This window comes from Bradyrhizobium sp. AZCC 2262 (assembly GCF_036924535.1).
GTDB lineage: Bacteria > Pseudomonadota > Alphaproteobacteria > Rhizobiales > Xanthobacteraceae > Bradyrhizobium.
The window spans coordinates 4,210,573-4,234,956 of record NZ_JAZHRT010000001.1 but is presented as its reverse complement, the minus strand read 5'-3'; the positions used below and the strand labels follow the sequence as shown (position 1 = coordinate 4,234,956).

General features: G+C 62.7%; 22 protein-coding genes. 10 read left to right on the top strand and 12 right to left on the bottom strand.

Features of this window, described 5'->3' with window-relative positions; all coding sequences use genetic code 11:
* Window positions 1-9: 9 nt before the first annotated feature.
* The 4 genes from V1283_RS20240 to V1283_RS20225 all read left to right on the top strand — a co-directional run bounded on the left by V1283_RS20240 (window position 10) and on the right by V1283_RS20225 (window position 3,971).
* Window positions 10-1,110, top strand: a complete 1,101-nt coding sequence (locus V1283_RS20240; protein ID WP_334388193.1) for a dihydrolipoamide acetyltransferase family protein — start codon at window positions 10-12, stop codon at window positions 1,108-1,110.
* Window positions 1,111-1,248: 138 nt separating this feature from the next.
* Window positions 1,249-2,661 (top strand): NfeD family protein, encoded by a 1,413-nt coding sequence (locus tag V1283_RS20235; RefSeq protein WP_334388192.1) that lies wholly within the window; start codon window positions 1,249-1,251, stop codon window positions 2,659-2,661.
* A complete protein-coding gene (locus V1283_RS20230; RefSeq protein ID WP_334388191.1) occupies window positions 2,658-3,422 on the top strand; it encodes a slipin family protein in 765 nt (254 codons plus the stop codon). The genes V1283_RS20235 and V1283_RS20230 overlap by 4 nt, the downstream gene beginning before the upstream one ends.
* A 147-nt stretch (window positions 3,423-3,569) precedes the next feature.
* Window positions 3,570-3,971 (top strand): RidA family protein, encoded by a 402-nt coding sequence (locus tag V1283_RS20225; RefSeq protein WP_334388190.1) that lies wholly within the window; start codon window positions 3,570-3,572, stop codon window positions 3,969-3,971.
* 149 nt (window positions 3,972-4,120) lie between these two features.
* Here V1283_RS20225 and V1283_RS20220 read toward each other — a convergent pair whose 3' ends face one another.
* Window positions 4,121-5,425 carry a DNA polymerase IV gene (locus V1283_RS20220; RefSeq protein ID WP_334388189.1) on the bottom strand — a complete coding sequence of 435 codons (1,305 nt, stop codon included), beginning with the start codon at window positions 5,423-5,425 and terminating at the stop codon, window positions 4,121-4,123.
* The gene (locus V1283_RS20215; RefSeq protein WP_334388188.1) at window positions 5,422-5,721 is read right to left on the bottom strand and encodes a DUF3572 domain-containing protein; all 300 of its coding nucleotides are present in this window, start codon (window positions 5,719-5,721) and stop codon (window positions 5,422-5,424) included. The genes V1283_RS20220 and V1283_RS20215 overlap by 4 nt, the downstream gene beginning before the upstream one ends.
* Before the next feature lie 231 nt (window positions 5,722-5,952).
* On the opposite strand from V1283_RS20215, the gene V1283_RS20210 reads away from it, so the two are divergent.
* Window positions 5,953-6,318 (top strand): response regulator, encoded by a 366-nt coding sequence (locus V1283_RS20210; RefSeq protein ID WP_027538546.1) that lies wholly within the window; start codon window positions 5,953-5,955, stop codon window positions 6,316-6,318.
* Window positions 6,319-6,336: 18 nt separating this feature from the next.
* Window positions 6,337-7,710, top strand: a complete 1,374-nt coding sequence (locus V1283_RS20205; RefSeq protein ID WP_334388187.1) for a PleD family two-component system response regulator — start codon at window positions 6,337-6,339, stop codon at window positions 7,708-7,710.
* Window positions 7,711-7,847: 137 nt separating this feature from the next.
* Here V1283_RS20205 and V1283_RS20200 read toward each other — a convergent pair whose 3' ends face one another.
* Together V1283_RS20200 and V1283_RS20195 are read right to left on the bottom strand one after the other, a co-directional pair.
* Window positions 7,848-9,065: a serine hydrolase domain-containing protein gene (locus V1283_RS20200; RefSeq protein WP_334388186.1), complete on the bottom strand. Its 1,218-nt coding sequence runs from the start codon at window positions 9,063-9,065 to the stop codon at window positions 7,848-7,850.
* A gap of 169 nt (window positions 9,066-9,234) precedes the next feature.
* Window positions 9,235-9,852 carry a TetR/AcrR family transcriptional regulator gene (locus tag V1283_RS20195; protein WP_442895761.1) on the bottom strand — a complete coding sequence of 206 codons (618 nt, stop codon included), beginning with the start codon at window positions 9,850-9,852 and terminating at the stop codon, window positions 9,235-9,237.
* A gap of 131 nt (window positions 9,853-9,983) precedes the next feature.
* Between V1283_RS20195 and V1283_RS20190 the strand changes: the two genes are divergently transcribed.
* From V1283_RS20190 to V1283_RS20180, 3 genes are all read left to right on the top strand, one after another.
* Window positions 9,984-11,216 carry an MFS transporter gene (locus V1283_RS20190; RefSeq protein WP_334388185.1) on the top strand — a complete coding sequence of 411 codons (1,233 nt, stop codon included), beginning with the start codon at window positions 9,984-9,986 and terminating at the stop codon, window positions 11,214-11,216.
* A 531-nt stretch (window positions 11,217-11,747) separates the two neighbouring features.
* Window positions 11,748-13,139 (top strand): ammonium transporter, encoded by a 1,392-nt coding sequence (locus tag V1283_RS20185; protein WP_334388183.1) that lies wholly within the window; start codon window positions 11,748-11,750, stop codon window positions 13,137-13,139.
* 176 nt (window positions 13,140-13,315) lie between these two features.
* Window positions 13,316-13,444: a hypothetical protein gene (locus V1283_RS20180; protein WP_289660397.1), complete on the top strand. Its 129-nt coding sequence runs from the start codon at window positions 13,316-13,318 to the stop codon at window positions 13,442-13,444.
* 199 nt (window positions 13,445-13,643) lie between these two features.
* Here V1283_RS20180 and V1283_RS20175 read toward each other — a convergent pair whose 3' ends face one another.
* The 4 genes from V1283_RS20175 to V1283_RS20160 form a co-directional block, all read right to left on the bottom strand.
* Window positions 13,644-14,174: a hypothetical protein gene (locus tag V1283_RS20175; protein ID WP_334388182.1), complete on the bottom strand. Its 531-nt coding sequence runs from the start codon at window positions 14,172-14,174 to the stop codon at window positions 13,644-13,646.
* Between the two features lie 175 nt (window positions 14,175-14,349).
* Window positions 14,350-14,517 carry a 50S ribosomal protein L33 gene (gene rpmG, locus V1283_RS20170; RefSeq protein WP_027537094.1) on the bottom strand — a complete coding sequence of 56 codons (168 nt, stop codon included), beginning with the start codon at window positions 14,515-14,517 and terminating at the stop codon, window positions 14,350-14,352.
* A gap of 123 nt (window positions 14,518-14,640) precedes the next feature.
* Window positions 14,641-15,966, bottom strand: a complete 1,326-nt coding sequence (locus tag V1283_RS20165) for an LLM class flavin-dependent oxidoreductase (RefSeq protein ID WP_334388180.1) — start codon at window positions 15,964-15,966, stop codon at window positions 14,641-14,643.
* A gap of 108 nt (window positions 15,967-16,074) precedes the next feature.
* The gene (locus tag V1283_RS20160; RefSeq protein ID WP_334388179.1) at window positions 16,075-17,037 is read right to left on the bottom strand and encodes a LysR family transcriptional regulator; all 963 of its coding nucleotides are present in this window, start codon (window positions 17,035-17,037) and stop codon (window positions 16,075-16,077) included.
* Between the two features lie 111 nt (window positions 17,038-17,148).
* Between V1283_RS20160 and V1283_RS20155 the strand changes: the two genes are divergently transcribed.
* A complete protein-coding gene (locus V1283_RS20155) occupies window positions 17,149-17,886 on the top strand; it encodes a glucose 1-dehydrogenase (protein WP_334388178.1) in 738 nt (245 codons plus the stop codon).
* Between the two features lie 56 nt (window positions 17,887-17,942).
* On the opposite strand, the gene V1283_RS20150 is transcribed toward V1283_RS20155, so the two are convergent.
* The 4 genes from V1283_RS20150 to topA are packed head-to-tail and all read right to left on the bottom strand — an operon-like array spanning window position 17,943 to window position 24,264.
* Window positions 17,943-18,680 (bottom strand): NUDIX hydrolase, encoded by a 738-nt coding sequence (locus V1283_RS20150; RefSeq protein WP_334388177.1) that lies wholly within the window; start codon window positions 18,678-18,680, stop codon window positions 17,943-17,945.
* A 38-nt stretch (window positions 18,681-18,718) separates the two neighbouring features.
* Window positions 18,719-19,159 carry a DUF983 domain-containing protein gene (locus tag V1283_RS20145; RefSeq protein ID WP_334388176.1) on the bottom strand — a complete coding sequence of 147 codons (441 nt, stop codon included), beginning with the start codon at window positions 19,157-19,159 and terminating at the stop codon, window positions 18,719-18,721.
* Window positions 19,147-21,486 (bottom strand): ribonuclease R, encoded by a 2,340-nt coding sequence (rnr, locus tag V1283_RS20140; protein ID WP_334388175.1) that lies wholly within the window; start codon window positions 21,484-21,486, stop codon window positions 19,147-19,149. The genes V1283_RS20145 and rnr overlap by 13 nt, the downstream gene beginning before the upstream one ends.
* A complete protein-coding gene (gene topA, locus V1283_RS20135; protein WP_334388174.1) occupies window positions 21,487-24,264 on the bottom strand; it encodes a type I DNA topoisomerase in 2,778 nt (925 codons plus the stop codon).
* Window positions 24,265-24,384: the final 120 nt, after the last annotated feature.

Sequence of the window (24,384 nt, the reverse complement as noted above, 5' to 3'; positions counted from 1 at the left end):
ACTTGTCCCATGCGCCAGTTCGTATTGCCGGATCTCGGAGAGGGCCTCGAAGAGGCGGAGATCGTGAGCTGGCATGTCAACGAAGGCGATCACGTCGTCACCGATCAGCCGCTGGTTTCCGTCGAGACCGACAAGGCCGTCGTCGAGGTGCCGTCACCGTCGAGCGGACGCATCCTGCACCTGTTTGGCGCCAAGGGAGATGTGGTGAAGGTAGGCGGGCCGCTCGTCGAGTTTGCCGAAGGCCCCGAGCAAGACACCGGCACGATTGTCGGCGAACTCGGCACCAGTGAGCAGCCGCCGGCTGCAGCAACACTTTCCGGGCCAGCGGCTGGACAGAAAACTCAGGCGTTTCCGGCAGTGCGTGCGCTTGCACGCAAGCTCGACGTCGGTCTCGAGCTGGTCGAAGCCACGGGACCCGGCGGCTTCATCACGCGTGCGGATGTGGAACGAGCTGCCAAGAGTTTGTCCCATAGCGGACCCGCCGAGCCCCTGCGCGGTTTGCGGCGCGCGATGGCCCAACGCATGGCGGCAGCTCATGCCGAGATCGTCCCCGCCAGCGTCACCGATGACGCTGATATCGACGATTGGCGGAAGGGCGAGGACGCGACTATCCGGCTTGTGCGCGCGATCGCTGCCGCCTGCAAGGCGGAGCCCGCGCTCAATGCCTGGTACAATGCCGGCGCGGGAGAACGGCGTCTGATCGAGCGCGTCGACCTCGGCATCGCCGTTGATACCGGCGGTGGGCTGATCGTTCCAGTCTTGCGCAATGTCGCAGAGCGGGAGGCATCGGATTTGCGAGCCGGGCTCGACCGGATGCGGGCTGACGCCGTCGCGCGCTCGATACCTCCGGGCGAGCTGCGCGGTGCGACTATTACGCTGTCGAACTTCGGCATGATCGGAGGCCGGTTCGCCAACCTGATCGTCGTACCGCCGCAAGTGGCGATCATAGGCGCCGGCCGGATTGCCCAAAGGGTGGTCGCGCATTTGGGCCAGCCGGCGGTGAGGCGCGTGCTGCCGTTGTCGCTTACCTTCGATCATCGCGTCGTGACAGGCGGCGAAGCCGCCCGCTTCCTGGTGGCACTCAAATCGGATCTTGAGCAGGTCTCGTAGCTTTGGCCGGCCGCAGATTGCGGCATCGCAAACGGCAACAGGGATCATCGGGCGCGGAAACGCTGCGAACCGCCGATCCCGGGCATATTGAGGTTCGAGGAGGACACCCCATATCATCTCGATAAGGGAGTCCTTGCTGTGCAGACCGTACAGGCGACTCTTGTTGCGGCCGCTACAGTGGTAGCTCTGGTTGTCTCTTCCCTTACCGCCCCGGCGGGGGAGGCTGACAACAAGCTTGCGCTGACCGTCTCGGTCGACGGAGCGATCGGGCCGGCAACGGCCCGTTACGTGAAAGACGCTCTGACCAAGGCAAGCGAACGACATGCCGAAATTGTCGTTCTGCGTTTGAATACACCGGGCGGTCTCTCAACCAGCATGCGCGAGATCATCGCAGACGTGCTGGCGTCGCGCGTTCCCGTCGTCGGTTATGTTGCGCCCTCCGGAGCCCATGCGGCCAGTGCCGGAACCTATATCCTCTACGCCACGCATATCGCGGCGATGGCGCCGGGCACCAATCTCGGAGCGGCGACGCCGGTGCAGATTGGCGGCCCGCTGCCGGGCCTGCCGGACGCTACCCCTGACAAGAGCGATAAGGATAAGGAAAAGAAGGACGGCGGCGACCAGCAGCCGAAGACAAAGGATGCCATGACGGCGAAGGCGACGAACGACGCCGTCGCCCTGATCCGTAGTCTTGCCGAGTTGCGCGGCCGTAATGCCGATTGGGGCGAGAAGGCGGTGCGGGAGGCCGCCAGCCTGTCCTCCAATGCCGCATTGCAGGCGAATGTCATCGACCTCATCGCACGCGACCAGGCCGACCTGCTCAGGCAGATCGATGGTCGCACGGTCGAGCTTGCAGGTGGCGAGACGCGGCATTTGGCGACCAGGGACGCCGCGCGTGAAGCGATCGATCCTGGATGGATCTCACGATTCTTAAGGGTGATCACCGATCCCAACGTCGCCTTCATTCTCATGCTGGTCGGCATCTACGGCCTGATCTTCGAACTTTCCTCGCCCGGTGCGGTCGCGCCCGGGGTGATCGGCACGATCTGTCTGCTGCTGGGCCTTTATGCGCTCAACATGCTGCCGGTCAACTATGCGGGCCTCGCCCTGATCCTGTTGGGGATCACGCTTCTGGTCATCGAAGCCTTCAACCCGACCGTGGTTCTCGGCCTCGGCGGGATCGTCGCATTTGTCCTTGGAGCAGTGATGCTGTTCGAGCTCGAAGCGCCCGGATTCCGGCTGTCATGGCCGGTGATTGGCGTCACGGCGGCGATCTTCATCGGGCTGATCATGGTTGTCCTCGGCTCGCTTCGACGTGCCCAAAGAGGCCCCATACGCCTCGGTGCGCAAGCCATGTGCGGCCTGTCCGCCGAAATCCTCGACTGGTCCGAGAGCGAAGGCCACGTCTTCGCCCACGGTGAGCGGTGGCAGGCGCGCGGCACCGAAGCCTTCAAGCCCGGCGAGGTGGTCGAGGTGGCCAACATCGTGGATTTGACGCTGGTGGTGCGGCGCCGGCCGGTGCTGACTGCCCGCGAAGGAGGTACGACATGATGCTTGATTATTTGACTTATGGGGTGCTCGCGGTCGTCGTGGTCCTGTTTCTGTCCTCGGCCGTTCGCATCCTGCGTGAATACGAGCGCGGCGTCGTATTCACGCTCGGCCGCTTCACCGGCGTGAAGGGCCCGGGATTGATCATCCTGATCCCGGTCGTGCAGCAGATGGTGAAGGTCGATCTCAGGGTGATGGTGCAGGTCGTGCCGCCGCAGGACGTAATTTCGCGCGACAACGTTTCAGTCAAGGTCAATGCCGTTCTTTACTTCCGCATCATCGATCCCGAACGCGCGATCATCAAGGTCTCCGATTACATGGCCGCGACCAGCCAACTGGCGCAGACCACGCTGCGCTCGGTGCTCGGCAAGCACGAGCTGGACGAGATGCTCGCCGAACGGGACCGACTTAACGCCGACGTCCAGGAAATTCTCGATCAGCAGACCGACGTCTGGGGCATCAAGGTCACCACCGTCGAGATCAAGGATATCGATCTCAATGAAACCATGGTGCGCGCGATTGCCAAGCAGGCCGAGGCGGAGCGGTTGCGACGCGCCAAGGTGATCAATGCGATGGGCGAGCAGCAAGCCGCCGAGAAGCTCGTCGAGGCCGGCCGAACGCTTGCGCAGGAGCCGCAGGCGATGCAGCTGCGCTATTTCGCGGCGCTGCACGACATTGCCGGCGAGCGATCCTCGACCGTGGTCTTTCCGCTGCCGATGGATTTGCTCGGTCATCTGCCCCGGCGGCCGAACCAAGCAACGTGACTGTTGCTGGCGACAAGCCGATCGCGTGATGCCGCCGGACGGGTCAGGCCTCGGGACGCGCTGAGCATCCAGCGAGGATCCGTCTGGTCGAGAGCGTCGGACCCGGGTACGCTTCGGGTCAACCATGCACGTCAGGGAGGCGCAAACATGAGCAAGCTCGAACATATCAGGCCAAGCGGACTTCACCACAATCCGGCTTACTCCCACGTCGTCGTCGCTTCAGGTGCGCGCACCATCTATATCGCGGGACAGGTGTCCACCGACGAAGAGGGACGGGTGGTCGGCGAGGGTGATCTGGCCGCGCAGACGACACAGGTGATGCACAATATCGGCCTGGCGCTGAAATCCGCCGGTGCGAGTTATGGCAATATCGTGAAGATCACCACCTTTGTCGTCGGCTACAAGCCGGGGCTTCGTCCCATCATCGGCAAGGCGCGCTCGGCGTTCTTTGAAGGCATGGAGCCGCCGGCGAGCACGCTGGTCGGTGTAACGGCGCTCGCGGCCCCAGAATGGCTGATCGAGATTGAGGCCGTGGCCGTCGTCGATTGACGTTTCTGCGTGTAGCTGCTCACTCCGTCATTGCCTGCGACAAACGCGAAGCGTTTGCGCAAGGGAGCGAAGCGACGAAGCAATCCATCTATCCCCGGGTGGTGAGGTGGATTGCTTCGCTGCGCTCGCAATGACGAGGAGAGAGCAGTCTACTCCTCCTCCTCGTCCTCCTTCGCCGGTCCCTTGTACGCGATGCCCCGGATCACGGCGGCATTGCCGAACTTCTTCCTTAAATCATCCATCGCGCGCTCGGCATGGGCCGAGCGGCGGTCGAGCATGTCGGTGTCGTCGGCCTGCGATCCCTCGCGCAACGCGCTGACGCCGGTGCCGATCAGGCGGAAGGCGGTGCCGTCGATCTCCTTTGCCAGCATTTCGCGCGACACCGCAAAAATCTTCGCGGCGAGCTGGGTCGGTGCATGGATCGATTGCGAGCGGGTGCGCTGCCTGAAATCCGCGGTCTTCAGCTTCAGGGTGATGGTGAGGCCTGACAGGTCGCCGCTCTTCAACCGCGACGACACTTTTTCGGACAGCCGCCACAGCACCTTCTCCAGCGTGGCAAAATCCTTGATGTCGTTCTCGAACGTGGTCTCGTTGGAAATGGTCTTGGCGCCGCGGTCCGGCACCACGCTGCGGTCGTCGATGCCGCGCGCCAGCCGCCACAGCCGGCGGCCCTCGCCGCCGAACTGCTTCATCAGCTCGACCTCGTCGGCGCGCTGCAGGTCCGCAATGGTGCGAAAACCCCGCTGCACCAGCTTCTCCTGGGTCGCGGGGCCGACGCCATAGATGAATCCGACCGGCTTGTCCGCCAGCATCTCGCGCGCCTCGATCTGGTCGAGGGCGGCAAAGCCGCGCGGCTTGTCGAGGTCGGAGGCGATCTTGGCCAGGAACTTGTTGCAGGACAGGCCGACTGAGACCGTGATCCCGATGTCACGCTCGACGTCGCGAGCAAAGCGCGCCAGCACTTTTGCCGGAATCATGCCGTGAACGCGTTGCGTACCGGCAAGATCCAGGAACGCCTCGTCGATCGACAGCGGTTCCACCAGCGGCGTCAGCGTCTGCATGGCGTGGCGCACTTCGCGGCCGACGCGGACATATTTCGCCATGTCGGGCGGGATCACGGCAGCCTGGGGGCAGAGCGCCAGCGCCTTGAACATCGGCATCGCCGAGCGCACGCCATAGGTTCGCGAGACGTAGCAGGCGGCCGACACCACGCCGCGCTTGCCGCCGCCGATGATCACGGGCTTGTCGGCAAGCTCCGGGTTGTCGCGCTTCTCGACGGTGGCGTAGAACGCGTCGCAATCGATATGCGCCAGCGTCAGCGAGGGCAGGGCATGGTGGCGGACGAGGCGCGGGGAACCGCATTCGTCGCACCGCCTGGCGTTGATATCGAGGTCGCCGAGGCAATCCCGGCAGAACGCGCGCGGACCATCCAAGGTTGGCGCGAGTGCGCTCACGGCACGTCGCGCTCCCAGTGCGGGTCGCCGAGCACCTGGCGGGCGGCGGCGATATTGGTCGGATGTAGTTGTGAGGTGGTCGCAAACGCCTTTATGGTTGCATCGTCCCGCATCACAAAATCGAGCACAGAAGCCAGAAATTGGGGGTCGGCCGCGGCGGCGCGCAGCGTCTCCGGTCCGATGCCGCTTTCGGCCAGGAACAGGCCTAGCCTTTCAGGATCACCGGCAATAAAACTTAGCGCCTGAACCGCAACGATTTCAGCCACTTCGCGGGGGTTGTGAACAGGCTTTTTCAATATGTGGTTTGCCTTTCCGTTAACTTATGGTCTCTAATTTGGAACCATCATGCCCGAGTCTGTGGAGCATGTTCAAGCAAGTGGAAACCACTCCGCAAAAGTTGCGCATCGACTTAACGGCTTAGAGCGAAATCTGACGCTAGTTTGAATTCACTTTTCGACAGCCCGGCGGCGGTACAAAAGCGTACTGAAAGGCCGGATCTGTTTCCTAGGGACGAGGGGAGGGACGGGATGGCAAAAACCGTCCTGATCGTGGAGGACAACGAGCTCAACATGAAGCTCTTTCGCGACTTGTTGGAAGCGCATGGCTATCAGACTTCGGGCACCAGCAACGGTTTCGAGGCGCTCGATCTCGTCCGCAAGCTGCGCCCCGATCTGATCCTGATGGACATCCAGCTTCCGCAAGTGTCCGGCCTCGAAGTGACGCGCTGGATCAAGGACGATCCGGAGCTGCGCGCCATTCCGGTGGTTGCCGTCACGGCATTTGCGATGAAGGGTGACGAAGAGCGCATCCGCGAGGGCGGCTGCGAGGCGTATTTGTCCAAACCAATTTCCGTCGGCAAGTTTATCGAAACCGTGCGGCGTTTTATCGGGTAGGGGTAGGAGTGAGTTTCGATGTCTGCGCGTATCCTCGTCGTCGATGACGTTCCAGCAAACGTCAAGCTGCTGGAAGCCCGTCTGTCGGCCGAATATTTCGACGTGCTGACGGCTTCCAACGGTGCCGAGGCGCTCGACATCTGTTCGCGCTCGGAATGCGACATCATCCTGCTCGACGTCATGATGCCCGACATGGACGGTTTCGAGGTCTGCCGCCGGCTGAAATCCAACCCGGCCACCCATTTCATTCCTGTCGTGATCGTTACCGCGCTGGACAGCCCGTCCGATCGCGTCCGCGGGCTGGAAGCCGGCGCCGACGATTTTCTCACCAAGCCGGTGTCCGACATCGTCCTGATCGCGCGCGTCCGGTCGCTGACGCGGCTGAAGATGATGACCGATGAGCTGCGGATGCGCGCCATCACCTCGCTCGAGATCGGCATGGAGGCGCCCGAGCGCAGCGCGATCGCCGACAAGGGCGTCGGCGGGCGGATCCTGCTTGTCGAAGACCGGCCATCTTCCTACGAGCGGCTGGCGCCCATCCTTTCCGCCGAGCACACCATCGACGTCGAAACCAATCCGGCGGAGGCGCTGTTTCACGCCGCGGAGGGCAATTACGATTTGCTGATCGTTTCGCTCAGCCTGGAAAATTACGATGGCTTGCGCCTGTGCAGCCAGGCGCGCTCGCTGGAACGCACCCGCCAGTTGCCGATCCTCGCCATCTCCGATGCCGACAACAATGCGCGGCTCTTGCGCGGGCTCGAAATCGGCGTCAACGATTATCTCCTGCGTCCCGTCGACAAGAACGAATTGCTGGCGCGGGCGCGTACCCAGATCCGCAAGCGGCGCTATACTGATCATCTGCGCGACAATGTGCAGAACTCGATCGAAATGGCGATCACCGACGCGCTGACCGGCCTGCATAACCGCCGCTACATGGAAAGCCACCTCTCGACGCTGGCCGAGCAGGCCTCGAGCCGCGGCAAGCCGCTCGCGCTGATGATCCTCGATATCGACTTCTTCAAATCCATCAACGACACCTACGGCCACGACGCCGGCGACGACGTGCTGCGCGAATTCGCGGTACGAATCCGCAAGTCGATCCGCGGCATCGATCTCGCCTGCCGCTATGGCGGCGAGGAATTCGTGATCGTGATGCCGGAAACCGATCTGACCGTCGCCGGCATGGTCGCCGAGCGCCTGCGCCGCTCGATCGCCGGCGAAACCTTTGCGGTCAACAAGGGCACCAAGCGGATCGACGTCACGATCTCGATCGGGCTGGCGACGCTGGACAACAAGGGCGAGCCGGTCGCCGACGTGCTCAAGCGCGCCGATATGGCGCTCTATCGGGCCAAGCACGATGGGCGGAACAGGGTGGTTTCGACGGCGGCTTAACTGTCGTCCCTGCGAACGCAGGGACCCATAGCCACCGGCGGCCATGTTGGGAAAGGCGTCAGCCTCCCAGCCCAAAAAGTAGATCGCGCGGTATGGGTCCCTGCGTTCGCAGGGACGACGATGGATCGGTGGTTGCCTCAGGCGATAACCTTGGCGCTCTGCTTCACCGCCTCATACGCCAGCCGCTTGAACTCGAACGAGAACGGGTGAACGAACGCCATCTGGCGCTGCGCCATCATCACACCGGCCATGTTGTGCTTCGGCGAGATCCACCATTGCGTGCCGGCCACGCCGCCCCAGTAGAGTTCGCCCGCGGCATCGGGATGATCGAGCGGAGAGGGCTGCTGGATCATGCCGCCGGCAAGTCCGTGCACCTTGCCGGGCTGTGGTCCCATCAGGGCAAAGCGAATCCACTGGCCCTCGGGCAACTGGTTGGTCATCATCAGCGCAATCGTCTCCGGCTTGAGCAGGGTTTTGCCGCCCGGCAGCAGGCTTCGGATCAATGCGACCATATCGGGCAGCGTTGAAACCAGTCCGCCGCCGCCATTCAGTCTTGCGATGGGACGCAGATAGGCGCCGGGGAAGGGCGCGTTGTCGGTCCGGGTGAGGCCCGGCTTCATCGGTTCCATCAGGTCCGCGCCGGCGTAATAGGCGACAAGGCGGCCTTGATCCTTCTCCGGAACGACAAAGCCGGTATCGACCATTCCGAGCGGATCGAGGATGCGCGCCTGGATGAATCTATCAAAACTCTGGCCGCTGATGACTTCCACCAGCCGCGCGACGACGTCGATGGCGAGCGAGTATTCCCACGACGTACCAGGATGGTAGATCAGCGGCAGATCGGCCAGCACATCCACCATCTGTGCCAGAGTCGTTCTCGGGTCGTGCACCCCGCGCTCGTTGAGCGCCTTGAAGATGACGGTGCCCGGATCGAAAAAGCCGTAGCTCAGACCTGAACTGTGGCTCAGGAGCTGACGGATGGTGATCGAGCTCTTCGCGGGCTCCGTGTCGTCAAGCGACGTTGCGCCCGCGCGCAGCACTTTGCGATTTCCGAGCTGCGGAATAAACTTTTCAATGGGATCATCGAGCCCGAGTTTGCCTTCCTCGAACAGCAGCAGCGCGGCGCAGGAGGTGATCAGCTTGGTGTTGGAAAAGACGCGGAAGATGTGGTCGGTGCGGAGCGGCGTCTGCGCTTCCTTGTCGGCCCAGCCGACGCAATTCACGTCGACGAGGTCGCGTCCGACCATCACCGCCCAGGAAATGCCTGACAGCAGGTTGTTGTCGATGTAGCGCTGCATCGCCGCCTGCGCCGGCTTGAAGTCGTAACCGTTGGCGGTGACTTTCAAATCTTCCATTTTCGCTCCCTTTGCCGTCATGTTCTTGCGCGGCTTTTGGTTGTCCCTGCGAAAGCAGGGACCCATAGCCACCGGCGCTTGTTATTAGGAAGCTAACTACCACATCGCCTTACTGAAAGGCCACGGCGTATGGGTCCCTGCTTTCGCAGGGACGACGGCGGAGAGGGCCTCAAGAGGCCGGCCTTGAAGGCCGTTTTTTTGCCGCGCGCTTGTTCGTGGCTGCGCTCCCGCTCACCTTCACCCCCGAATTCCTTAGCAGCACCGTCGCCGCTTCCTTTGCCGCGCGCGCCATCGCCGGATCGTTTCGGACCAGATCCTGCGCGATTGAACCGTCGACCAGCAGCGCGAGCTGCGTCGCCAGTGCATCCGGATCAGGGACGCCGAGCTGCATCAGCAAATCGCGAAACCAGAGGCGTCGGCTTTCCTTGAAGGCGACGGCAACCTTGCGGACCGACCGGTCTTCGCCGAGTTCGGCAACCGCATTGACAAAGGGGCAGCCGCGAAAATCCTTCGCCGAAAAACGCCGCTCCAGCGAATCGAAAGTGCCGAGAATCTGCTCGACCGGCGATTTGTCTGATGGGCGCGGAGCCACGAAGCGCCGCGCCAGATAGGCCGAAATCAGCACGTCCTTGGACGGAAAATGATTGTACAGCGTGCGCTTGCTGATGCCGATTTCTGCAGCGATGGTGTCGACGCCGACCGCGCGAATTCCCTGCAGATAGAACAGCCTATCCGCGGTTTCCAGAATCCGGTCCTTCATGGCCGGTTTGGCGGGCAGGGTAGCCATGCGAATGCGCCGTAGCCTTTTTCTTGACAGCAGACCCCTTATACCCAAATTACACAGGTCTGTGTACCTATTTCAGATATCAATTGCAGGACGCGGCGTTCGAATCGCGCCACTTAGGGAGAACAAAAACAATGGCCCTGCTGCAAATCCTGCGGCCCACGCTTCCCATCCTGATCGGCGCCTCCATCATGCTCACGCTCAGCATGGGTCTGCGGCAATCGCTCGGCCTTTTCATGCAGCCGCTGACGCAGGACATCCGGATTTCAGTGTCCGATTTCACGCTGGCGCTCGCGGTGCAGAATCTCGCCTGGGGATTTTTGCAGCCGTTCGCCGGCGCGTTGACGGTGCGCTACGGTTTTCGGGCCATCATGGTGGCAGGCGCGTTGTTTTACGTCGTGGGCCTCGCGCTCATGGCGGGTGCGAACGGTTTTCTCAGCGTCATGATCGGCGGTGGCGTGCTGATCGGCATATCGCTGGCCTGTACCGCTGCGGCCATCGCTATGTCGGTAGCGGCCCGCGCCGTGCCCGCGTCGGTGCGTTCGACGGTGCTCGGCCTGGTGTCAGGTGCCGGATCGCTTGGCGCGCTGCTGTCGGCTCCGATCGGGCAGATGCTCAACGAAGGCTACGGCTGGCGGATCGGCCTCATCGGTTTCGTGGTGCTGTCGCTTCTGATGATTCCGGCCGCCTGGTACGCGGGCCGGGTGGACAAGATCCCGCTGCCCAAGCCCGCCGATGACGAGATCGGCAACTCTTCGGCCAGCGTCGCGACCAGGATCGCGTTCTCCAACGCCTCCTTCGTGGTGATGACCGGCGCCTATTTCGTCTGCGGCATGCAGCTCGTCTTTCTCACCACGCATCTGCCGTCCTATCTGGCGATCTGCGGCATGGACCCGATGCTGAGCGCGCAAACGCTCGGCATGATTGGCGGCTTCAACGTACTCGGCAGCATCTTCTTCGGCTGGGCCGGCGAGCGCTGGAACAAGCTGGCGCTGCTCGGCGGCATCTACATCTTCCGCTCGATCGCGCTAGCCTGGTATTTCACGCTGCCGCCCACGCCGGCGACCACGCTGCTGTTCGGCGCCATCATGGGCTTTCTGTGGATGGGCGTCGGCCCGCTGGTGGCGGGCGCAGTCGCCGAAATGTTCGGCCTGAAATGGCAGGCGATGATCCAGGGGCTCGCCTTCATGAGCCATCAGATCGGCAGCTTCCTCGGCGCCTTCGGCGGCGGGGTGCTGTACGACGCGCTCGGCTCCTACACCATGGCGTGGCGGATCGGCGTCGCTCTGGGGCTGGCGGGCGGCATCATCCAGGTCGCATTCGCCTTGATTCGGCCCTCACAACCGCCGGTGTTGCGAACGGCGTAAGGCCCGATCGAGAGGTAGCTTAAAACGAGGCAGTGGCGAGCCGTGCCCATATTTTAGGCGTTCCCGCCCTTAAAAGCGGCAGAAAAATAGAATGCTTTCGCACGGGAAGCCCGGAATCGCTGACGATTCATAAGGTTAGCCGAAGACCTTCGATGGCACGAATCTTGTCTGATCGAGGTTAAGAATCGGTTCTGGGAAACGTCATCGACATCGTCCGCCCTGGTTGAACGTCAGGGGAAGGCAGGTAGTTCATGAGGCTGGCCGCCGCCAATCCCCGGCCATTTCAACTCGACGCTGCCGCGACGTCGAGTATCGCGAGCCTCTTGCCCAAAATCAGCGTTGATCCTGCCGTCGCCGCTCAAGGCACCGGACGGTTCATGCCCGACATTCAAGACACTCTGAGAAACAAACTAAAGGGCACAGCAAATTCGGTATAGCGCCGATGGCGCGCCGTTCGCATTCGCATGGGAGAGATCGACAAAGTGGCTGGGTAAACCCTCACCGACATCTGTTGCGACGAGGAGAAAGACGATGGGACTCTGGAAATATGCGCGCCAAAGACTCGTACCTTTCGCGGTTGCTCTCTTGGGGATCGCGCTTCTCTGCGCGCTGTTCGGTGACATCGCGCTCGCGGAAGACGCGGGACCGCCGGCCTGCGGTGGCAAGATTCTCGAGAAGTGCACACCCAACTCCGGCGATACCGCATGGATGCTGACGTCGGTTGCGCTCGTATTGATGATGACCATTCCGGGTCTCGGACTGTTCTATGGCGGCATGGTGCGCAAGAAGAACGTGGGCGACACGGTGATGACCAGCTTTGCCGTCACCTGCCTCGTTACCATTCTGTTCGCGCTGTTCACCTACAGCATGGCGTTTCGCGCCGGCTCGCCGTTTATCGGGGGCCTGGATCGGATGTTCCTGAAGGACATCCTGAGCGACATCGGCAAGGGAGGCATCGGCAATCCCAATCCGCTCGCCGCGACCATTCCTGAAAGCGTGTACATCTGCTTTCAGATGACGTTCGCCATCATTACGCCAGCGCTGATTGCCGGCGCGTTTGCCGAGCGGATGAAGTTCTCGGCCATGCTCTGGTTCATCGGCCTGTGGGCGATTTTCGTCTATGCGCCGATTGCGCACTGGGTCTGGGGACCCGACGGCATCTTCTCCGCCGGCAACGACGCCGCGTGGGTGAAAGTGCTGGATTTCGCCGGCGGCACTGTCGTGCATATCAACGCCGGTGTTGCAGGGCTGATGTGCGCGATCATGCTCGGCAAGCGTAGCGAGACCGGACCGGCGCACAATATGGTGCTTACTTTCATTGGCGCCTCCCTGTTGTGGGTTGGCTGGTTCGGATTCAACGCCGGCTCCGCTGTGACCGCGGGCATGCAGGCCGGCATGGCCATGCTTGTGACCCAGATTGCCACGGCCGTTGCCGCCTTTACCTGGATGCTGGTGGAGTGGGCGCTGAAGGGCAAGCCAACCGTCATCGGCATCTGCTCGGGCGCGGTCGCCGGCCTTGTGGCTATTACGCCGGCTTCCGGTTTCGTCGGGCCGGTCGGCGCCTTTGCCATCGGAATCGGGGCAGGTGTCTGCTGCTACTGGGGATGCACCGGCTTGAAGCGCTTGTTCAGCTATGACGATGCGCTGGATTGCTTCGGCGTTCATGCGATCGGCGGCATCGTCGGCGCGCTTTTGACCGGGGTGTTCGCGGTCGAGCAATACGGCGGAACGGCGGGCGCTCTGGAAGGCAACGTTGGTCAGTTCGTCAACCAGTGCATCGGCGTCGCCACCGTTTTCGTTTATGATGCCGTCGTCAGCCTGATCATTCTCTTCGTGGTCAAGATCTTCGTCGGTCTCCGCGTGACGCAAGACATCGAGCGGGAAGGGCTCGACCTCGCGCTGCACGGAGAAGTCGTGCAATAATGCAAAGTCAAGGCGGCGTCCCGCAGCGCCGGCGTTCATCGCCGGCCGTTGCGGGAAAAAGCTGTCCCGGAACAGGGCTGGAAACGATCGAGGCGGCCAAACCTCAATGGGGGTGTTGCGTCCGGCCAGTTCTAATTACTTTACTGCTCTCGGCGATCATTCGGCGAGGAGATCACATGAACTGGTTCTATTGGAACACAGCGTGGTCGCTGTTCTTCAGCCTCGTTTGGTTCATGACCATCACGCACAATCCCGACGCACAGATCTCGGATGCGCATTTGCGCGATGAGGCCTTCGGCGGCTGAATGAAGGTCTGCGTTACAAAGTGGATCGGGCCGATACCACGGACGCTCGAGCGCTCTTCGTCGTGCCAACCTGTCCCGAGACCTCGCGACGGCTAGAGCCTTATCGGTCCTGATTGAATCAGAACCGGGCTCTAGTCTTTTGTTTTGACGCGTTTTCTTTACGCGAACCGGTATCCACTTCGCTCGAAAACGCTATGGTCTAGCTCCGATAGAAGCGCCACATCCTGAGGAAAGTTCGGTGAATCAGATCGGGCGACTGATCGAACGGCTCAAGACTGATCCGCACGGCGCCATTGTGGTCCATGCGCCACGGTAGGCGCATTAGCAGGCGATAGATTGGCTGCTTGCGCCAATCGACGACGAGAGCGCTGCGGAGCGGTGCGTTGAGCACAATCTGCAGCTCATGAACCGTCATCGCCCGCTCGGCGATCTGAACTACATCGATGCGCTCGATGGCCCGCCAGCGGATCAATCCGAAGGCCTGGATGAAGATGCCATATTGATTGGCGCCGATGGTCGGCCGCCCGGTCTCCAGCAGGGGGATGTTGTAGTAGGTGAAGCCGGCCGCTGCCACGGCAGCTAACAACCAATAGACGGCGCCGGTGATCCAGGCGGCCGTGCAGAATGCTGCAGCCAGCGCAGCGCTGATGTAGACGGGAAAGTAGATGTCTTCGCGCACATAGGCGACCGAGTAGCCACCGACATTTCGCTCGTCCAGGGTTGCGCTCATGTGAACCCAATGCCCGAGGCTTGCCAGAGTGGCACAAGTCGGCGCGGCGGAATCGCTTAACTCGAGCGAGGGTAGCAGTGCGCAGGTCCCGGTGCCATCTTGCGGGTGGCGGGCCGCAAAATGAAAACGGGGCCCGAAAGGGCCCCGTTCAATCCGTCAGCAATGGCTTGCGACGTTACTTGATCTTCGATTCCTTGAACTCGACGTGCTTGCGCGCGACCGGGTCGTACTTCTTCTTGACCAGCTTGTCGGTCATGGTGCGCGAGTTCTTCTTGGCGACGTAATAGAAGCCGGTATCCGCCGTGGAAACGAGCTTGACCTTGATGGTGACCGCTTTGGCCATGTTCAGAACCTCAAATAGGGGATATCGGGCGCCGGCCAAATCGGCCTGCATTTGCGCGCAACCTAGCTTCTGATCGCCCAAAGTCAAGGTTTTCGGGGCAAAAACAGGTATGAATCCGGGTAATTAACCCTCAAAGAACCGGTTTTTCGGCCTCGGCAGTCCCAAATTCTCCCGCAGCGTCTTGCCCTCGTATTCTTTCCGGAAAATCCCGCGCTTCTGCAGTTCCGGCACTACCTTGTCGACGAAATCGTCGAGCCCTGCCGGGAGGAACGGGAACATGATGTTGAAGCCGTCGCTGCCGCGGCTCATCAGCCATTCCTCCATCTGGTCGGCAATCGTGACTGGCGTGCCGACGAACGACAGCCCGCCATAGCCGCCGACGCGCTGGGCGAGCTGGCGCACCGTGAGCTTGTCGCGCGCGGCGACATCGACCAGCCGCTGGCGGCCGCTCTTGCTGGCGTTGGTTTCGGGGATCGGCGGCAACTGCCCGTCGGGATCGAAGCCGGAGGCGTCGGTGCCGAGCTGCACCGAGAGCGATGCGATGGCGCTGTCGTAGTGCACCATGCTGTCGAGCTTTGCCCGTTTCTCCTTGGCGTCTTCGACGCTGTCGCCGACCACAACGAAGGCGCCGGGCAGGATCTTCAGGTGCTCGGGGTTGCGGCCGATCTTCTCCATGCGGCCCTTGATGTCGGCATAGAGCTTCTGCCCGTCGGCGAGAGGGCCGCCGCCGGTGAAGACGGCTTCCGCCGTTTCCGCGGCGAGCTGCCTGCCGTCCTCGGACGCGCCGGCCTGCACGATCAGGGGCCAGCCCTGGACGGGGCGGGCGATGTTGAGCGGCCCGCGCACGGACAGATATTTTCCCTTGTGGTTGAGCACCTGCATTTTTTCGGGATCGAAATAAAGCCCCGCCTCGACGTCGCGCACGAAGGCGTCGTCGGCGAAGGAATCCCAGAGACCGGTGACCACGTCATAGAACTCGCGCGCCCGCTTGTAGCGCTCCGCGTGCTCCATGTGGTCGTCGAGCCCGAAATTAAGCGCGGCGTCCGGATTGGACGTGGTGACGATATTCCAGCCCGCGCGACCGCCCGAGATGTGGTCGAGCGAAGCAAAACGCCGGGCGACGTGATAGGGCTCGTCGAACGTCGTCGATCCCGTCGCGATCAGGCCGATATGTTCGGTGGCGCCGGCCAGCGCCGACAACAGCGTGAACGGCTCGAACGACGTCACGGTGTGGCTGCGCTTGAGCGCATTGACCGGCATGTTCAGCACGGCCAGGTGGTCGGCCATGAAGAAGGCGTCGAACTTGCCGGCCTCCAGCTTCTGGATCAGTTGCTTGATGCGCGCGAAGTTGAAGTTGGCATCGGGCCAGGCGCCGGGATAGCGCCACGCGCCGGTGTGAATGGAGACCGGCCGCATGAACGCGCCGAGCTTGAGTTGCCGTTGTGCCATCGCCCCGTTTCCGTGTGCGGTTATCGTTCGTTAGGAGATAGGGAGGCTGCACGGCAAAGACATCATGCGCCAGCCAGAAGATTGTTGTGTTTTATCCGACGCGTGTAGTCATTTCTTTCGAGGCGTACCCTTGCCGGAGGCGACTGCCTTCCGAACGGGACGGGGGCTGAGCTTGGGATCCATCGCGAACCGCTGCTCGAGAAAGTCGATCATGGCGCGCGTCTTTTGCGGGACAAATCGACGCGAGGGATAAACTGCGTGGATAGGCTCCGGCTTTGGTTCATAGCCGGCCAGCAATGCCACCAGGCGGCCTTCCTCGATTTCATCGGTGAAATGCCAGACCGGCGCATAGCCGATGCCGAGGCCGCAGAGGACGGCTTCGCGTATTCCCTCTGAATTGCGGGTCCGGACCGGACCTTTGACCTCGACACTGACAGTGCCGTCGGAACTGGAGCCTTCAAAACGCCAATGCACGCCGGCGGTGACCCCGGTAAAGGTGATGCAATCATGGGCGGCGAGATCGCTGGGGTGCTTGGGCAGCGTCCTGCCGCGCAGGTAAGATGGCGAGGCGACGACGACGCGTCGGGTCACGCCGATTTTTCTGGCGATCAGCGCGCTGTCGGTGACCTCGCCGCTGCGAATGGCAAGATCGATACCTTCCTCGACAAGATCGGCGTTGGCGTCATTCATCACGAGATCGATGGTGATTTCGGGATAGCGCGTCAGAAATTCCTTTAGATGCGGAATCACGCGCAGGCGGCCGAATACCACCGGCACCGCGAGCCGCAACGCCCCGGATGGCCGCGAGCGCCGTCGCCCTACCGCGTCCTCGGCTTCGCTTACCGCCTCGATCGCCGCCTTGGCGCGCTCATAGAAGCCACGGCCATCGTCGGTCAGCGTCAATTTCCGTGTGGTGCGGGTGAACAGCCTTGTGCCGAGATGATCCTCCAGAGCGGCGACTTGCCGGCTGACGGTTGGTTGGCTCGAGTTCTGCTCGTGCGCAACACGGGTGAAAGACCCGGCCTCGACGACCCGGATGAAAGCGCGAAACAAGGAGAGCGTGTCCGTCATTCATACATAATACGTATCAATCATATTCGATCAACCCTATAACCACTAACGGATGAATGGATCATGTTCTCCAAGACAGGCGGCGTCGCCGCTCATTCAACGGAGAGTGTCATGACCAAAAAGCTGGAAGGAAAAGTCGCAGTTATCACTGGTGGTAGCGCGGGCATTGGACTTGCCGCGGCCAAGCGGTTTGCCGAGGAGGGAGCGTACGTGTTCATCACCGGCCGCCGCCAGGCCGAATTGGACGCCGCTGTGAAGGAGATCGGTGCAAAGGCCGTGGCAGTGAGGGCGGATGCGTCAAGCATCGCCGATCTCGCGCATCTGTTCGATACGGTGAAGGCGGCCAAGGGCCGGATCGACGTGCTGTTCGCCAATGCCGGAATTTACGAATTCACGCCGTTCGGAACGATCACTGAAGACGCTTACGACAAGATGTTCGATATCAACGTCAAGGGCGTGCTGTTCACGGCGCAGCAGGCCGTGCCGCTGATGGCCGATGGCGGTTCGATCATCCTTACCGGATCGGTCGCAGGTTCGAAGGGGTTCGAGGCGGCCACGGTCTATGGCGCCACCAAAGCTGCAATCCGTTCCTTCGCGCGAAGCTGGACCTCAGATCTGAAGGCGCGGAATATCCGAGTCAATGTTCTCAGCCCCGGTCCAATCCAGACGCCCGGATTTGACGTGTTCGCCAACGATGACGTGAGGGCTTACATGAAATCGCTGGTTCCGCTGGGGCGCATCGGCACATCAGATGAAATAGCCAAAGCCGCGCTGTTCCTCGCCTCCGATGATTCTAGCTATGTCGCCGGCATCGAATTGTTTGTCGATGGCGGATCGGTGGCGATCTAGGCAAGCGCGGATGAACCGGAGGCGCCGCTACGCTTGCCTCCGGTCGTCATGCAGGCTCAGGCCCCCAGCACGTCCTTCTGCATCTTGCCGCCGTAGAAATGAAAGAACGGCACCGGCGCGTCGTGGCGCAGCGGACCGGTGGCAAGGCGGCGGTCGAGTTCGGCAAGCACGTTCTTGGTCATGGCATGCGCGTCGGCCAGCGGCTGGGAGCCGATCTCGACCCACACCAGCTCGACCAGTTCGGCATCTGCATGGATCACGCCTTCGACGCGATGGGCGATGCTGGAAGCATCCGCGGTGAAGAAGCGCGTATCGAACCGGCGGACGCGGCCGGGCGGGGTGATCGCGCGCGCGATCAGGAACAGGCTGGATGGATCGGGCAGCAGGCCAGCTTCCGCAAACGGCTTCCAGGCGCCTTCGAGCTTCACGGGTTTTTCAACCTTGCGGCCGAGGCAGAGGCCGGTTTCCTCGCAGGCCTCGCGGATCGCGGCGACCGCAAGCGCACGTGCGCGAGAGGGTACGATCTTCGGGCTGCCCTTGAGCAGATTGGCTTCGAGCTCGCCGGAAATCGGGGCAGCGACGGGAACGCGGTTGTCGGACTTGTCGACGCGGCCGCCGGGAAAGACATACTTGCCCGGCATGAACACCACCTTGTCGTGGCGTTTGCCGACCAGGACCTTCGGCGTGTCGCCGGAGCGATCGATCAGGATCAGCGTTGCCGCGTCCTTGGGCCGGAAATAGGGATGGTGATCGGCTTCTTTTTCTTCTTTTACGGCGGTCGCAGCTTCGGTCATTCCATCCCCGTTTGATGCTCTTGTTCTTTTCGGTTTAGCTAGACCGGCGGAATGTCGCTAGGGGCATTCTCGTCAAAGCCATGCATGCGCAGGGCCCATTGGAAGCCGACCACGGCGCCTTTCACCGGTTGCAGCAACGCGAGCGATGCGATGAAGGTGAATGGCAGATAGATCGCCAGTTGCAGCCAGACCGCCGGCGAATAATTGGTTTCGATCCACAGCACGGCCGGTACCACGATGTGGCCGACGATGACGATCACGAGATAAGCGGGCAGGTCGTCGGCACGATGCGGCGTGTAGTCGAGACTGCAGACCGAGCAGTGGTCATCGACCTTCAGGAAGGCGCGAAACAGCTTGCCCTGGCCGCAGCGCGGGCAGCGGCCGCGAAAGCCGCGCTTCATCGCGGTCCAGACGTCGCGCTTTTCGGCGTGTGCGGAATTCCGGGTCCAGACTGTCGTCGCGGTGCTCACCGTTTCCATGACTTGCCTTTCTTCGGTTTGCCGGGTTTTGGTTTGCCCGGCTTGCGATCCTTCTTGCGCGGGCTGCGGCCCGGATGCGCCTTCGACGGTGTGGCCTGCGCTCTTGAACCTTCGCGCCCGCCATCGCGTTTTCTGCCGCGCGGAATGACCTGGCCTTCCGACAACAACTCGAACCGTAGCGCGCCTGCTACTGGCGCTGCTTCTACCAGACGCACGTCGACAACGTCACCCAGCCGGTGCATGGCACCGCTGCGTGAGCCGACGAGCGCGTGACGCGTCTCGTCGTAATTGAAGTATTCGGTGCCGAGCGTGCGGATCGGGATCAGCCCGTCGGCGCCGGTATCCGAAAGCTTCACAAACAGCCCGGCGCGGGTAACGCCGGAAATACGACCCTGAAACGTCGCGCCGATACGGTCGGCGAGGAAATGCGCGATCAAGCGATCGGCGGTCTCGCGTTCCGCCTTCATGGCGCGGCGCTCGGTCACCGAAATCTGCGCCGCTACTTCGCTCAGCGTCTCCAGCGTCTCGGTTTCCGGCAGCGCGCCTTCGCCGAGGCCTAGCGCGCGGATCAACGCGCGATGCACGATCAGGTCTGCGTATCGCCTGATCGGCGAAGTGAAATGCGCGTAGCGGCGCAGGTTGAGGCCGAAATGGCCGTAATTCTCCGCCGAATATTCCGCCTGCGCCTGCGAGCGCAGCACCACCTCGTTGACAAGCGGTTCGTAATCCTCGCCGCGGACCTGGCCGAGCACGCGATTGAACAGGGAAGGGCGCAAGGCACCACTCTTCGTAAACGGCAGATCGAGCGTTTTCAGGAATTCCTGGAGATTATGAACCTTCTCCTGGGACGGTTCGTCGTGTACCCGATAGATAAGCGGCAACGCCTTCTTTTCAAGCATTTCGGCCGCGGCGACGTTGGCGAGGATCATGAATTCCTCGATCAAGCGGTGCGCGTCGAGCCGCTCGGGCACGATGACGCGATCGACGGTGCCATCAGGCTTGAGCAGGATTTTTCGTTCCGGCAGATCGAGGTCGAGCGGATCGCGCTCATCGCGCGCGAGTTTTACGAGCGCATAGGCCGTGTAGAGCGGTTTGAGGATCGGCTCCAGCAGCGGACCGGTTAAGTCATCAGGCCGCCCGTCGATCGCGGCCTGCGCCTGCGCGTAATTCAGCTTGGCGGCCGAGCGCATCAGCACGCGATGAAAGCTGTGCGAGCGCTTGCGGCCGTCGGGGCCGATCACCATCCGCACCGCGAGCGCGCCGCGCGCCTCTCCCGGCACCAGCGAGCAGAGATCGTTGGAGATGCGCTCGGGCAGCATCGGCACCACGCGGTCGGGGAAATACACCGAGTTGCCGCGCGTCAAAGCATCACGGTCCAGCGCCGAGCCCGGCCGCACATAGAAGGCGACATCGGCAATCGCGACATGAACGATGTAGCCGCCCTTGTTGTTTGGATCAGGATCAGGCGCGGCATGCACCGCGTCGTCATGATCTTTTGCGTCGGGCGGATCGATGGTGACGAGCGGCAGCTCGCGGCAGTCCTCGCGGCCTTTCAGCGTCGCAGGCTGGGCTGCCTCCGCTTCGCGCACCGCGCTCGGCGAGAATGCTTGCGGAATTTCGTGAGCGTGGATTGCGATCAGGCTGATCGCCTTCTCGCTTGAAAGCGACCCGAGGCGTTCCTTCACCTTACCGGAGGCGAGGCCATAGCCGCGCGTGCGCACCAGATCGACGCTGACGAGGTCGCCGTCCTCGGCGCCGCCGGTATCCGATGGCGCGATGTTCAATTCACGGCCGGCCTGCTTCTTGTCGACGGGAACGAGTCGGCCGCCGCCGCCGGGCGTTTGACGGAAGATGCCGAGCAGCCGCGTGCGGGCGTGATCGATCACCTTGATGACGCGGCCGCGATACAGCACGCCGTCGCCCTCATCCAGCTTCTCGATGCGCATCAGCGCGCGGTCGCCCACGCCGGCGGCCGTTCCCGGCTGCGGGCGGCGCGGAACGTGAATGCGGATTTTTGGCGCGGGGCCACTTTCCTCGGTGTCCCATTCGGTGGGCGTGGCGAGCAATTCGCCGTCGGTGTCGCGGCCGGTGATGTCGGCGACCACGGTGGGCGGCAGGGTGGCGGGCTCGTGGATTTTCCGTCCGCGCTTGGCGACGGTGCCTTCGTCGGCGAGCTCGCGCAGGATGCGCTTCAGCTCGACGCGGTCGGCATTTTTCAGGCCGAACTCGCGGGCGATTTCCCGCGTGCCGATCTTGCCTGGATTCGCACGGATAAAGGCGACGATGGCGTCCCGGCTCGGAAAACCATTGTCGTGTTTTCTCTTCACTTATCCCCGGGCCTTGCCCGCGCTCTTCTTCGCAGGCGTCTTGGGTGCAGTGGCGGGCTTCGCCGCCGATGTCTTGGCGGCGGACGCGACCGGCGCGCGCGCCTTGCTGACGGCTTCCGATTTCGGCTTTGCCGCGGCCTTCTTCGCCGCCGCCTTCTTGGCGGGCTTTGGCGCGTCGGGATCGGCAGCCTTGGCGGCAGTCTTGGCAGTATTCTTGGCCGCTTTCTTCGGCGCGGCCTTCTTTGCGCCGCGCTTCGGCTTGCTGCCGCCCTTGGCCGCGCGCTCGTCGATCAGCGCGATGGCCTCGGCAAGCGTGATCGTCTCGGGCGTCTTGTCGCTCGGGATCGTGGCGTTGACGCCGCCGGCCGTGACGTAGGCGCCATAGCGGCCGTTCTTGACAGCGACGCCGCCCAGACTTGGATGCTCGCCGAGCGGCTTGCCCGGATCGGCGCCGAAGCGGCGGCCGCTCGGGCCCTTGGCGATCTTTTCCGCGATCAGCGTCACGGCGCGGTTGAGGCCGATGTCGAACACCTCGTCGCCGGCCTCCAGGCTGGCATAGGTCTTTTCGTGACGCACGAACGGGCCGAAGCGGCCGATGCCGGCGGTGATCGGCTCGCCGGTCTCCGGATGTTTTCCGATTTCGCGCGGCAGCGACAGCAGTTTCAATGCCAGCTCAAGCTCCATGTCGCCGGGCGACATGTTTTTCGGGATGCCGGCGCGCCGGGGTTTTTCGCCCTCGGCATAATCCTTCTGCTCGCCGAGCTGAATGTAGGGGCCGAAACGTCCGGCCTTCACCGTCACGTCGAGATCGGTCTCCGGATCCTTGCCGAGGACGCGGTCGGCGCTCGCTTCAGAGTCTGCGGCGAGCGGACGGGTATAGCGGCATTCCGGATAGTTCGAGCAGCCTACAAAGGCGCCGAACTTTCCGGCCTTCAGATTGAGCTTGCCGGTGCCGCAGGTCGGGCACTGCCTGACGTCGCCGCCATCGGCACGGGCGGGGTAGATGTGCGGCCCCAGCATGTCGTCGAGCGCATCCAGCACTTCGGAGACGCGCAGGTCCTTGATGTCGCTGACCGCACCCGCAAAGCCGATCCAGAAATCCTTCAGCACCTGCTGCCAGGAAATCTCGTTGTTGGAGATGCGGTCGAGCTGTTCTTCCAGGCCGGCGGTGAAGTCGTACTCCACATAGCGCGTGAAGAAATTCTCCAGGAACGCGACCACCACGCGGCCCTTGTCCTCGCCATGCAGCCGCTTCTTCTCCAGCTTGACGTAGCCGCGGTCCTTCAGGACCTGCAGGATCGAGGCGTAGGTCGAGGGACGGCCGATGCCGAGTTCCTCCATCCGCTTGACCAGCGACGCTTCCGAGAAACGCGGCGGCGGTTCGGTGAAATGCTGGGTGACGGCGAGATCCTGCCGCTTCAGCGCTTCGCCCGCGCTCATGGCGGGCAGGCGGCGGGAATCCTCGTCATCGCCGTCGTCGTCCTTGCCTTCCTGATAGAGCGCGAGGAAGCCGTCGAACTTGATGACCTGGCCCGAGGCGCGCAGTTCGAGCACGCGGGCGCCGGCCTTCGCCGCGATGTCCACGGTGGTGCGTTCGAGTTCGGCCGATTCCATCTGGCTCGCGATGGTGCGGATCCAGATCAGCTCATAGAGCTTGGCCTGATCGGTATCGAGGCGGCGGCGCATCTCGGCGGGCCGGCGCGACAAATCGGTCGGGCGGATTGCTTCATGCGCTTCCTGCGCGTTCTTGGCCTTGGTCTGGTACTGGCGCGGCGCACCCGGCACATAGGCGTTGCCGTAATCCTCGCCGATCACCTTGCGGGCCTGCGTGATCGCGGAACCGTCGATCTGCACGCCGTCGGTTCGCATATAGGTGATGAGGCCGGTGGTCTCGCCGCCGATGTCGATACCTTCATAGAGCCGCTGCGCGATCCGCATGGTGTGCGCGGGTGCAAAGCCGAGCTTGCGGCTGGCTTCCTGCTGCAGCGTCGAGGTGGTGAAGGGGGCCTGCGGATTGCGGCGCGCGGGCTTTGCTTCCACGGTCGAAACCGTGAAGTTCGCCGCTTCAATCGCCTTCTTGAGGTCTTCGGCCTCGGCGCCGGAGCCGATGTCGAGCCGCTGGATCTTCTTGCCGTCGGCGCCGACGAGGCGCGCCTCAAAACTGTCGCCGCGCGGCGTCGTCAGCGTTGCCACCAGCGACCAATATTCGCGGGGGACGAATTTTTCGATCTCGAGTTCGCGGTCGCAGACCAGCCGCAGCGCGACCGACTGCACGCGGCCCGCCGAGCGCGCGCCCGGCAGTTTGCGCCACAGTACCGGCGAGAGCGTGAAGCCGACCAGATAATCCAGCGCGCGACGCGCCATGTAGGCGTCGACCAGCGCGCCGTCGATCTGGCGCGGCGCCTTCATCGCATCCGTCACCGCCTGCTTGGTGATGGCGTTGAACACCACGCGCTCGATCTTCTGATCTTTCAGCGCGCGCTTCTCTTTCATCACCTCCAGCACGTGCCAGGAGATCGCTTCGCCCTCGCGATCAGGGTCGGTTGCGAGAATCAGGCGGTCGGCGCCCTTCAGCGCCTTGGCGATGTCGTTGAGTCGGCCGGCTGCCTTCGGGTCGACCTCCCAGATCATCTGGAAATTGGCATCCGGATCGACAGAACCATTTTTGGCGGGGAGGTCGCGGACATGGCCAAACGAGGCCAGAACCTCGTAGGAGGCGCCCAAATACTTGTTGATAGTCTTGGCTTTCGCCGGCGACTCCACGATGACGATATTCATGTCATTCCAATGGCTTACGGGAAAAGATAAAGGCGGGTTCCGCGAGACTCGCGGCCCACCGATTGGACCCGAACATGGGTGGTGAGGCGGCCCCTGTCAAATCTACAAATGCCGTCAGGG